The 11,785-nt window shown below is 45.8% G+C and carries 11 protein-coding genes; 5 read left to right on the forward strand and 6 right to left on the reverse strand.

Annotated elements, in window-relative coordinates:
• Window positions 1-3: 3 nt before the first annotated feature.
• From AC0VYG_RS00335 to AC0VYG_RS00350, 4 genes are all read right to left on the reverse strand, one after another.
• Window positions 4-156: a hypothetical protein gene (locus AC0VYG_RS00335; RefSeq protein ID WP_475430376.1), complete on the reverse strand. Its 153-nt coding sequence runs from the start codon at window positions 154-156 to the stop codon at window positions 4-6.
• Window positions 157-158: 2 nt separating this feature from the next.
• The gene (locus AC0VYG_RS00340) at window positions 159-2,222 is read right to left on the reverse strand and encodes a GMC oxidoreductase (RefSeq protein WP_475430377.1); all 2,064 of its coding nucleotides are present in this window, start codon (window positions 2,220-2,222) and stop codon (window positions 159-161) included.
• Between the two features lie 105 nt (window positions 2,223-2,327).
• Window positions 2,328-3,503: an aminotransferase class I/II-fold pyridoxal phosphate-dependent enzyme gene (locus AC0VYG_RS00345; protein ID WP_475430378.1), complete on the reverse strand. Its 1,176-nt coding sequence runs from the start codon at window positions 3,501-3,503 to the stop codon at window positions 2,328-2,330.
• A gap of 216 nt (window positions 3,504-3,719) precedes the next feature.
• On the reverse strand, window positions 3,720-4,241 hold the full coding sequence (locus tag AC0VYG_RS00350; protein WP_475430379.1) for a hypothetical protein: 522 nt from the start codon (window positions 4,239-4,241) through the stop codon (window positions 3,720-3,722).
• A gap of 167 nt (window positions 4,242-4,408) precedes the next feature.
• Here AC0VYG_RS00350 and lpxM point away from each other — a divergent pair, with 167 nt between their 5' ends.
• The 4 genes from lpxM to AC0VYG_RS00370 all read left to right on the forward strand — a co-directional run bounded on the left by lpxM (window position 4,409) and on the right by AC0VYG_RS00370 (window position 8,559).
• On the forward strand, window positions 4,409-5,350 hold the full coding sequence (gene lpxM / locus AC0VYG_RS00355) for a lauroyl-Kdo(2)-lipid IV(A) myristoyltransferase (RefSeq protein ID WP_475430381.1): 942 nt from the start codon (window positions 4,409-4,411) through the stop codon (window positions 5,348-5,350).
• A 199-nt stretch (window positions 5,351-5,549) separates the two neighbouring features.
• Window positions 5,550-6,515 carry an oxygen-dependent coproporphyrinogen oxidase gene (gene hemF, locus AC0VYG_RS00360; RefSeq protein ID WP_475430382.1) on the forward strand — a complete coding sequence of 322 codons (966 nt, stop codon included), beginning with the start codon at window positions 5,550-5,552 and terminating at the stop codon, window positions 6,513-6,515.
• 7 nt (window positions 6,516-6,522) lie between these two features.
• Window positions 6,523-7,335: a shikimate dehydrogenase gene (gene aroE / locus AC0VYG_RS00365; RefSeq protein ID WP_475430383.1), complete on the forward strand. Its 813-nt coding sequence runs from the start codon at window positions 6,523-6,525 to the stop codon at window positions 7,333-7,335.
• 63 nt (window positions 7,336-7,398) lie between these two features.
• Window positions 7,399-8,559: a GNAT family N-acetyltransferase gene (locus AC0VYG_RS00370; protein ID WP_475430384.1), complete on the forward strand. Its 1,161-nt coding sequence runs from the start codon at window positions 7,399-7,401 to the stop codon at window positions 8,557-8,559.
• Window positions 8,560-8,618: 59 nt separating this feature from the next.
• Here the strand turns inward: AC0VYG_RS00370 and AC0VYG_RS00375 are convergent, their stop codons facing one another.
• The gene (locus AC0VYG_RS00375; protein ID WP_475430385.1) at window positions 8,619-9,578 is read right to left on the reverse strand and encodes a helix-turn-helix transcriptional regulator; all 960 of its coding nucleotides are present in this window, start codon (window positions 9,576-9,578) and stop codon (window positions 8,619-8,621) included.
• 136 nt (window positions 9,579-9,714) lie between these two features.
• On the opposite strand from AC0VYG_RS00375, the gene AC0VYG_RS00380 reads away from it, so the two are divergent.
• Window positions 9,715-10,374, forward strand: a complete 660-nt coding sequence (locus AC0VYG_RS00380) for a glutathione S-transferase family protein (protein WP_475430386.1) — start codon at window positions 9,715-9,717, stop codon at window positions 10,372-10,374.
• A gap of 94 nt (window positions 10,375-10,468) precedes the next feature.
• Here the strand turns inward: AC0VYG_RS00380 and hmpA are convergent, their stop codons facing one another.
• The gene (hmpA, locus tag AC0VYG_RS00385) at window positions 10,469-11,659 is read right to left on the reverse strand and encodes an NO-inducible flavohemoprotein (protein WP_475430387.1); all 1,191 of its coding nucleotides are present in this window, start codon (window positions 11,657-11,659) and stop codon (window positions 10,469-10,471) included.
• Between the last annotated feature and the right edge of the window lie 126 nt (window positions 11,660-11,785).

The following is an 11,785-nucleotide window of genomic DNA, read 5'->3' on the forward strand; positions in this document are numbered from 1 at the left end:
ACGCTATACGACATCAAAACGAACGCCATGTCTGTATCGTTGAGATGCTTGAGGCTTTGCCGTAAGCGTCTGTTCAGAGACTTTCGCTTCTGGCTCTCGCGGTGCCATTTTTTTCGCTGTTTGTTGGTCTTTATCTTTATGTGATTGTGCTTTCATGATCAATCTCCTTTTGCGGCTATTTCATCGGCTACCTCTGCCATGCAGTACTCTGCGACGGCGGCGATGGTCCATGCGGGTGTACAGGCCCCGGTCGAGCCTGGAATTAATGAGCCATCAGCCACGTAAAGCCCTGATATCTCCTTTCCATCTGCGCCTCTTACTCTGCCGTACCCATCACAGGCTTTACCAAGAACACAGCTCCCGAGTGGATGAGCGGTCATTCCATAGGCCACATCAAAATTGTTTTCATCCTCATGTCTATCGTGAGTATGGGATAACTGCGATGTAGATTCTTTTATTGGCATAGGGCCTGAGTAATGTATTTTTTTGTCGATGGGGTCAAAACTGTTTGCTTCATTCCACTTATTTAAGGTGTAAGCTAATGTGTTAGCAGCATCTGCAACACCTTCAGCATATTTCGTTGAAATACCTTGATTACTATCGTCTTCTACAATTTTAGTAGGAGGATAAGATAACTCGTAACCTCCTTTTCCGTTATAAATAAATGACCCAGGAGCTGTGTGATAACATACCCCCATATTATAGGTATTTTGTAGACTATCAGATTCTTCGTACCATGCGGGATAAAGTAAGAAGCGGATAAAAGGAGAAGCTTGATATTTTTTCATGAAATCTAAACAGGCTTGTTCTGTTTCATCTGAGTAGTCACTTACATTAATATTTACTCCTGATGTCACCTGATACTCTACGTCAATACCATCTCTGCTGATTTCTATGTCATAATTACCTTGGTTTATATTGATTTTATCCTGCACGCCTTCAACATAAGAAAAATAGGCATCGACAGACCCTGGCCCACCATTAGAGGATCTGACCCGATTAGGTACACTCTGAGTCGCCATTACATCGCCATTTTGTCCCCAGTATTTACCCATATAACGACTTAGAGTAGGTAAGCTGGATGTTTTTGTATCATTTGGGTTCGGAGTGTTGGCCGACTCCAGCAATAATCGTGCAGTATGCATGGACCCTGCAGAGAAAATGATGTTTCTTGTATCAATAGTTTGCTGCGTTGATTTATCGAGTTCATCTGCATTAATTTGAGTCACATAAATACGGTAAATAGGATCCTTATCAGTAGAATTTGGAGCCATGGCGATATGAGTCACCTCACTGAGGCATTGAATATCAAGAAGACCTGTTTCTTTCGCCTTTTTCAAATAGTTTTGATCCAGTGTTTTTTTAACGCCATAAAGTTGATTATGATCGTCATTATTTTGGCTGTAGCTGTTCATCCCATACCACATCTCACCAATTGTGGCAGAAGGAAGCATTGTGGCTTCTGCTTCTTTTACCACCACACCCCAATTGAATGCCATTTCGATATTACCAATTTCAGCTTCTTTAATATTTGGCGGTGTTTTGGTTTCCAACGTTTTTTTTGTTGCCGCTAGTTTTTGGGCTTGCTCTTTGAAAGACCTAGTAGAAAGATAGCTTGGTGTATCTATTAATGAGATTGTGTGATTATCCTTTCCATTGTTTATTTGGAGCTTAGCTACCTCAATTGTTTCTAAAGACATCATGTCTTTTACTGTATCGTAATGGGGGGCTAAAGCCTGATAATCTAACAACTTTTTCGAGAGGTCATCAGGAAACTCAGGGTCGCGAAAAGCAAGATTAAAAGCGACTCGTGACGGTTTTTGGAAAAAGGTATTGTACACATGAGAGGTCCCACCTAAGGCTGCACCAACTAGGACTGTCATATTTTCATTCGGGATCGCTTCAACTAAACCAGGGTATTTTTGAATTGGCTTTGCTGCGTAAGTACCACTGTTAAAATTCAGTACACTATCAGTCATTCCTGTCTGTTTTTGACCTGGGGTGAAGGTGACAGCTGTCCCTAGAGGTTCTGCTTCAACCATCCAACCAGCGCGAGCATCGGGTTGACGATAAGTACAAAAAGGTGGCTCTTTTACTGGATTATCCGTTAGGTTACCCCACCAATCTTTGCCTCGTTCTATCAGTAGAATAGGCTTGTTACTATCATTGGCTTTAGAGGAATTTTTCTTCTGATAAGCCTCACTAATGCGCAGTGCTGACACACTGCCGCCAAAGCCTGAGCCGATAATCACTGTGTCATAGGTCTTGTTTGGGTTAGTCATGTTACTTTATCTCCATATTAAGTTTGTGGTTGAGTTGTCCGTGCTCTACATGATGATGGTTTGGTGAGCGGTATTGATTTTGCCTATTTCTTCTTTTAGCTCTGGTAGTATCGCTTTATCTGAAAGAACGATTTGACTCATCAAGTTGCCGAGGTGAGTACAGTCTTCGGCGGTGTAACCCAGGCGAGTGATTTCAGCGGTACCGATGCGCATAAAGCCATCCACATGAATACCGTGTTTGGCGAGTTTATCTCGATGTGCTACGCCCTGCTCTCTCTCCAGTTTGGGGAGCACTTGATGGCAATACGTGAGGTGTTTGAAATTTGTGCTGCTCTGCCCACGCATTTCAAAGCCATTATCGATCAGGGCATCAGAAAACGCGCGCGAGTTGTCAACGATTTGTGCCGCGTATTGCTCCCAGGGCACTTCATCTATCACGATACCCATACTGGCAATGCGTGCCAGATGAGGGTTACAGATCATGGTGGGGCCATTTAATGGGGTAAAGTTCGAGACCACATCGATTCTATCGTTTAGCTCATCGTTATTGGTAATGATGATTCCCCCTTGAGGCCCTGGAAAGGTTTTATGCGTAGAGCCAAAGATAAGATCTGCGCCCTCACCTAATGGGTCCTGATACTGACCGCCAGCGGTTAGCCCCAAGCTATGGGAGCTGTCGTACGCTAAGATGCCACCGTAGGAATGAACCACTTCGGCGACTTCTTTGACGGGCATGGGGCGTGTGTAAATTGAGGCGCCTAGAATGACCAGTTTGGGCTGTTCTTTACTGAGTAATTCCAACGTTGCGGGCACATCGAGTTGCCAGTTCTCGTCTGAAAAAGGCAAGGGTAAAGACACTCGATGGAAGACTTCATAGTTAAACGGATAGCCGCCACCAGGGAAAAAAGGTGGCACACGGCCAACTTTATCGCCAGGATTGGTGAGTGCGAAGACCACCGCCATCAAGCTGTTACTGCCTGAAATGGGCGATAGGTTCACATGTTCGGCGTTGAATAAGCGTTGGGCTTTTGCCGTGGTTTGCGACATGATTTCTTGAGAAATCGAGGTGCCAGCATAAAAGGGGGCGGCATAGCGTGAAGCAAGATCGCTGGCCAGTACCTCGGATGCGGCGTCTGATAAACGGTTCTCGCTGACAATCATATTGATTGCTTGCTTTCGAATGTCGGTATGACCTTTTACGAGTTCAATAATGGATTGCATCTTTCCTTTCCTTCGCTAAGTATTAAGAAAATTATCCATTTTTCTTTTTTTTATTTTTCTTATTGCAATGGGATAGTTTCTGATGGTTGAGAGTGAATATGTGATGTTGAACATCACCTAATAAAGGCTAGTCGTGATTGTCAAAAATGGTATTACACGGTATTACACGAAAGTAGAAACAGGAATGGAGTTGTCGGATAGTTGGCTGCACTTTCCCTAGGCAGCCTGTTGTTTTTGTTCGGCAATGGCTAACGTTGCAGAGGTGAGCACAAAATATTTAGGAGCAAATCGTTTGCTCTTCGATTGTATTTTTAACTGTAGGCGATACCGATATTTGCCTACTAACTGTTTTTTATTGGAGATGTTTCCGGATAAGTGAGAGATAGGTTGAGTTGCCTTAATCTGCTGATCACGGCCTGAGTCGTATTCGTCTAAATTCACGATTTGAGCATCTTCAAAGAGGATGCGGTGAATGGATACTGAACAGTCTCCATTTTGATACCAGGCCTGGTCCGAGCCACTCATAGTAAGGGGATGAATCGACCAATTAATGGTTTGTCCTAAGGTTGCAAATGAGCATAAAGCAATAGAACCCTCTCCTTCGCTATTTGGATTGTTATCCATCATAAAAGCGGAGCCTTGTAGCGAGTTATTTTTGAGGGTCTTTTTAATATTAATAAACACCATAATGTCCAGCTCTTGTGGGCTTGGTGCTTGATGTTCGTGGAAGATAGACATAATGCTTGTCCGAATGGTCTAGATTCGCCAAACGTTACAATAGTTGGAGCCTTGTGGGTATTACACGGTATTACACGAAAAAATTGGTTTGCTCTGTTAGTGTTTTGAGGGCCAGTTGAATTAGGGTAATATGGCCGACTATTTGAAGACAATTACTTCGGTTATATATGAGTATTCAAGATAAGTATGTTCACAATCCCACCTTTGAGTGGCGTTTTCTGCTTCCGCAATATTGGCCGACATGGATTGGCTTGCTGTTCGCCGTTTCCTTGGCGTTTGTGCCGTTTCGTATACGGGATAAGCTGGCATCCAAAATGGCACGCCTTCTTGTCACGCGTAAAGGCGGTTCGACCATCAAGCGGGCTAGAATCAATTTAGAGCAATGCTTTCCCGAAAAATCCCTTGCAGAACGGGAGGATATTCTTAATCGTTGCTGTGAGACGGCGCTGCAATTTTACCTTAGCTACGCTGGCTTATTAGTACGGAGTAAGCGCCATAATCAGTCTAAAGGATCGATGATTGGGGCGGAGCATTTGCTACCCTTGTTAGATCGTGGGGAAAAAATCATCGCGTTGGTACCGCACTGCTGGGCCATTGACTATGCTGCGGTGATGATTGCGGCGAAAGGCTATCAAGTTTCGACCATGATGAAGCCGCAGAAACAAAAGATTCTCGATTGGCTGATCCATAAACAGCGTATGCAATATGGCGGTAAAATTTACCCTCGTGAAGTGGGCATTAAGCCGTTTTTGAAATCGGTGAAGGAAGGGTATTTGGGCTATTACTTACCAGATGAAGATTTAGGCCCCCAGCATTCTGTATTTGTGCCTTTTTTCGGTGCTCAAAAAGCCACCATGAAAGGGCTTGGCAAGTTTGCCAAATTAACAAAAGCGGTGGTGGTTCCTATGTTACCAACCTATAACTCAGAAAATGGTCAGTATGAGTTGTTCATACTGCCTGCGTTGGAAAACTTTCCCACGGGGAATGAAGAGCAAGATGCTATCGCTATGAACCAAGCCATGGAAACCTTGATCGCCGAACACCCCGAACAATATATGTGGATTTTGAACCTGCTTCGCAGTCGTCCGGATGGGTCTAAGCTGTATTAATCAGTGTGAGACCTTTGCTCGTAATGTCGAGTAAAGGTCTCTATGTGTTTCTTTTCACACTCTTCTCCTCCTTCACTCTTTTTTCCTCTTCTTTCAATGGTAAACTCCGTTCACAAGTTTAAGCTTATTTACTCGGCAGTCGATTGTGCGCCTGCCAGATAATTGGCTTAGTAGGTATTAGTTGTATATGGAGCTCTCAATGTCAGACGCGTCACACCCCCCAATCAGTCATGATGACATCACTGCGGTAAAAGCGTATCTATTAGCCCTTCAAGATCGTATTTGTGAGGAGTTAGAAGCGTTTGAGCCCGAGGCGCGTTTTCGTGAAGACACTTGGGATCGCCCCAAAGGGGGTGGTGGACGTTCCCGTGCGATTGCCGGTGGCACTGTGATCGAAAAAGGCGGAGTGAACTTCTCTCACGTGATGGGAGAAAACCTGCCGCCATCCGCCACAGCAGGTCGTCCGGAACTCGCTGGTGGCAGTTTTGAAGCCATGGGTGTCTCGTTGGTCATCCATCCTAATAATCCTTTTGCCCCCACCTCCCACGCCAATGTGCGTTTGTTTGTGGTGAAAAAAGAAGGCATGGCTCCCGTTTGGTGGTTTGGCGGCGGATTTGATCTGACTCCTTATTATGGGTTTGACGAAGACTGTATCCATTGGCATCAAACCGCTCATGATGCGTTAGCGCCCTTCGGTGATGATTTATATCCACGACTCAAAAAGTGGTGTGATGAGTATTTTTATCTGAAACACCGCCAAGAACCGCGCGGTATCGGTGGTCTTTTCTACGATGATTTCAATGAAGGTAGCTTTGAGCATTGTTTTGGCATGATGCGTGCGGTGGGTGATGCTTATTCACAGGCTTATATGCCGATCTTAAAACGCCGCAAGGACCACGATTTCAACGAGCAACAGCGCGATTTCCAGCTGCACCGTCGTGGTCGTTATGTGGAATTCAACTTGGTATTTGACCGTGGTACACATTTTGGTTTGCAAAGCGGTGTGGGGCGAACTGAATCCATCTTGATGTCACTACCACCCGAAGTGCGTTGGACTTACTGTTATGAGGTAGAGCCGAATAGCGAAGAAGCGAAGTTAACGGATTATTACCTCACTTCAAGGGATTGGCTGACGCAATCCGAATCATCTTGTGAAAAGGAGTAAACTTATTTTGGATCAATACGCCGTTGTCGGGAATCCCATTGCTCACAGCAAATCACCCAGTATTCATGGGCATTTTGCTCAGCAGACAGGCCAACAAATGGTCTATTCGACGTTACTTGGTGACGAGGTTGATTTTGAAGCGCAGGTACGTGACTTTTTTTCCAAAGGGGGAAAAGGTCTTAATGTCACGGTTCCCTTTAAAGAACGTGCTTTTGCCATGTGCGATATTCTTAGCAAACGCGCAAAGCAAGCTGGTGCAGTGAACACGTTATTAATGGGCAAAAATGGCGATTTGTTTGGCGATAATACTGATGGTGTGGGCATGGTGCGAGACATTACCCAAAACCACGGCCAATCGTTAAAAGACAAACGCATCTTGCTGATTGGTGCGGGTGGCGCGGTACGTGGCGTTTTAGAACCCTTGCTAAACGAGCAGCCAGAATCTGTCACCATCGCCAATCGTACCGTAGAAAAAGCCCAGGCTTTAGCGGAACATTTCGATTGCTTGGCATCGTCTTTTGAGGCGCTTCAAGGCGACTTTGATGTCATCATCAACGGCACATCGGCGAGTCTATCGGGTCACTTACCGCCACTAAAAGACGAGCTGATTGGCCAGCAGACTTGGTGTTACGACATGATGTACGGCAAAGAGAGAACCATCTTTTTGCAATGGGCTTATGAGCGCGGCGCGACGGGAGCCGATGGCCTTGGCATGTTAGTCGGACAAGCCGCTGAGTCTTTCTACCTGTGGCGTCAGGTACGTCCAGAAACCGCCAGCTTGGTGGACGAAATGCGTCAGCAAATGAAAGCCGCTGACTAATCGGTGACATAAGTTGGTTAATCTGTGAAGTGATTCAGCGACATGAGTAAAAAGGAAAGCGGTATGAAAGCGCAATGGTTTAATTCGGTCGATCAAATAGGTGAAGCAAGATGGCAAGCGGCCATTGGTGAGACCCGTTATCCTTTTGCGCAGTTTGCTTTTCATAAAGCCTTGGAGCAAAGTCACAGCATTGGCGACGGTACGGGGTGGTATCCTGAATATCTTCTGGTGATGAACGAGGATGACTCGCCTCTTGCCATTGCCCCGACCTATTTAAAAACGCACTCCCAAGGAGAATTTGTCTTTGATTGGTCGTGGGCGGATGCCTACCAACGCTATGGTATGCACTACTTTCCGAAACGTATTTGGGCGGTGCCGTTTTCGCCAGTGACGGGCGTTCGATTATTCTCCCATATGGACCCAAAGGGGGATGATGCTGAGTTTGCCCATCTGTACCCTGCTCTTGCGGATGTTATGACCCAAGCGAACCAAGAACGCGGCTTTTCCAGCTGGCACCTGTTGTTTACCAAGCCAGAACATGCGGATTTATTTCGTCATAATGAAGACTTGCTGCAGCGTATCTCTTGCCAGTTCCATTGGTATAATCGGGGCTATCAAGACATGGAAGATTACTTTTCGCACTTTGCCAGTCGCAAGCGTAAAGCGGCTCGTAAAGAGCGTGATAAAGTGGCTAAACAAGGGGTCACACTGACGCGGACCTTGGGCAGTGAACTAACGCCAGCGGAAATCGACTTTTTCTACCTGTGTTATCAATCCACCTATGCCAAACGTGGACAGCAAGGTTATTTGACTCGCGAATTTTTCGGGCTATTAGCTGAAACCATGGGCGAGCAGATTCTCTTAGTGCAAGCCTATAAGAACGACGAGCCAATCGCCGCTTCTTGGTGTTTCTTCGATGATCATTCTTTATATGGCCGCTATTGGGGCTGTGTGGAAGAGGTGGATTGCCTGCATTTTGAGGCGTGCTACTACCAAGGCATCGAGTTTTGCTTGGAAAAAGGGTTACAGCATTTTGATCCAGGCACTCAAGGGGAACACAAAATTGCCCGTGGTTTCGAGCCAGTATTCAGCTATAGCGTCCACTACATCGCCCACGAAGGCTTCCGCGAAGCCATTGGCAACTTCTGCGAAGAAGAAGCCCAAGCCGTGCGGGAATATCATCAAGATACCCATGAAATGCTGCCGTTTAAGCGAGAGGGTTGATTGTTCTTAATGATTCAGGAATTAGTCTATCGGTGCATTGCTTAGCCTAGAGATGCATGTCAGCGATAAAGCGTAGCCAAAGACGATACCAATTCCTCCATCGCCAAGCGCAGTTCTGGTGGGCCAAGGACTTCTAGTTCCGCCCCAAAACGCAACAGCTCAGTACAACCATATGGTGTGTCTCCCACTGGAAACCTAGCACGATGCCACCCCGAATCATCCACAGGTTCAATCGTTGCCTGATTCATAGCATAAGAAGAGCACACGTGTTGCATGATCTTCACACCCAACACCGTTAAGCGCACCTCGGCGATAATCGGAAATTGGAGTGTTTCCATACGACGTAAACTATCTTGCCAAAACGCGACTAAGTTGAAGTCTTTGGGGCGTTCAAAGTTTTCATCTAGTAACGTCAGCAATTCAATACGGGATACGCGATATGTCCGAATATCACTGTCTACTTTCGCGATCAAATACCACTGTCCGCCCTTTAAAACGATGCCCAGAGGTTGGAGCTGACGCTTTATTTCTCCTTTCCAACTCTGATATTGCATGGCAATAAGCCGTTGCTCCAACACGGCTGTCATCAACTTTGGCAAGTAGGCAACCTTTTCATCGTCAGAAAACCAGTTCGGAGCATCCAATAAAAATCGGCTTTGTAAGCGATCCGCCTCGTGTCTTAAGTCTTCCGGCAGCGCGGCTTTTAGTTTTAATTGCGCATCGGCAAGCGTCGTGTCTAGCCCCATCTTTTGAGCTGGGCCAGATAAACCTGCCAGAAACAATATTTCTGCTTCATTGGCAGAAAGCCCGTTTAAACGAGTACGGTAACCGTGTAACAGCCGATAGCCACCTTGTACTCCTTGTTCACTGTAAACTGGGACCCCAATTGCGCTAAGTGCTTCGATATCCCGATACACAGTACGGATCGACGTTTCACAGGCGTCAGCTAAGGCACGAGCGGTAACCTTTTCATGGGACTGTAACATCATCAGAAGTTTTAGTATTCGGCTGGCTCGCATGAGATTCTCCTTTATAGTGCCAAGCGAATTTTATTTTGCCAGTATAAAGGAAATACCTGACATAAGATGGCAGCTTTAGTCTCTAACATAGCTCATGTAGTCACCATTACTTACAACAAATTTTGAGGCAACTGACATGAGCAACATTCTTCGCAACAACGACACTATTACTCTATACCACGCCCCACAAACCCGAGGCACTGGCGTTTGGGTTCTGCTGGAAGAATTAGGCATACCCTATGAGATGGAAGTTCTGAATTTTACAGCAGGAGAAAATCAGCAACCGGAATTTTTGGCTATAAACCCCTTGGGTAAATTCCCTACGCTTGTCCATAAGGGGACCGTTGTGACCGAACAAGTGGCTTGTTACCTATACTTGGCTGACCTGTTTCCTGAAAAAGGGTTGGCACCTGGCTTCAGTGATCCTAAACGCGGTGCCTATTTACGCTGGATGGCTTATCAAGGCAGCAGTTTTGAACCCGCCATGGTCGATCAAGCTTTTAATCGTTCTCCCGTTGATGCTCTCCACTCGTCCTACGGTAGTTTTGGCAAAATGCTAAAAACTGTGTTCGATCAAATAGCTAAAGGCCCTTATTTACTGGGAGAACAGCTTTACGCTGTTGATATCCTTTGGGGTATCAGCTTGAAATGGTGTCGTATGTTTGGATTGATTACGACGAACCCTGTCGTTGACGCTTATATTGAACGCATCACCTCACGTCCAGCCTTCATTAGCGTTGAACAACAAGATCAAGCACTGAAACTCGGCCAAGAGTCGTTGGCGGGTAAGCGGTGAGTTGTAAACCATATACACCTCTCTCTTACTAGGGGTAGGTGTATAGGCTTTCTGTTCCCTCCCCTTATTTAAGGGGAGGGTTAGGGAGGGGTTATCAAACCTCTTGATGTGGGCCAAATAGTTCGTAATGAATACGATCTGCTTCCACGCCTAATGTCAGCAATTGCTGCTTCACAAACATCATAAAACCAACTGGACCACACAAGTAGAATTCGCCATTACTCAGAGGCAAGTTCGCTTTGATATCGTCTAACTGCACATAGCCTTCAAACTCACTGTCAGCCAACTCATGGGCACGTTCGTACCAAGTATATACAGACAAATCTAGAGCACCTTTTAAGCCGTTAACATGGTCTTTGAAAGAATGTAGTCCTTCATGGGCACAGGCGTGCAAGTAACTCACAGGCTGGCCATAGTTCTGTTTGGCAAGAGTGTCTAGCATTGCTTGCATTGGTGTTAAGCCCACGCCGCCTGAGATCAAGACCACAGGTGTGCCTTTGTCTTGGAAGTAGAAGTCCCCTGCTGGTGGCATGACGTCGATTTCATCGCCCACTTCAATATGGTTGTGTAAGTAGTTGGACATGATGCCCGCTGTATCGCCTGTACCTTCACGTTTGACACTGATGCGGTAGCTTTTGCCGTTGGCCATTGTCGATAAAGAGTATTGGCGAATTTCATCAAATTCTGCGCCCTTAGGATGTAGCTTCACGCCCAAGTATTGGCCTGGCTGAAAGTCGATCACCGCTTGGCCATCTACTGGCTCTAAGACAAAACTGGTGACCAATTCAGATTCTGGTGTTTTGGATGCCACACGGAAACGACGGAAGCCTTCCCAGCCACCCGTTTGTGCTGCGTGTTCTTTGTATAAATCCCCTTCCACCTTGATAAAAATTTCCGCAAGCTGAACGTAAGCAGCAGTCCATGCTTCTTCGACCTCTTTGGTGAAGGCATCGGGTGCCAGTTCACGCAGAGTTTCAATCAAATGATGACCGACAATATCGTACTGTCCAGGTTGAATATTGAAGCTGGTGTGTTTGTGGGCAATGCGCATTACCGCGCTGGTTAATGCTTCTAAATTGTCGATGTAAGTGGCATAAGCAGCAATCGCATTGAATAAGGCCGCAGGCTGACGGCCAGTCTTCTGATGGGTCATATTGAAGACGTTTTTTAGCTCAGGGTTGTGGGTAAACATACGGTTATAAAAATGCTCTGTGATGGCAGTACCCGCAGACGCAAGAAGTGGAATGGTCGCTTTTACTGTGTCGATGTGCTGTTGAGATAACATCAGATAGCCCTCGTTATTGGACAGTTACGGTTTGATTTACTCTTGTTATAGCGAAAGCTGTGCCAATAAATTAATTCCTTATTTTTCAAATTATTACTGGATTTTAGTTTTTTAAAAGGGTCATAA

This window comes from Marinomonas sp. 63XJN7_7_ISO-PGPR-S23-202 (assembly GCF_056173505.1).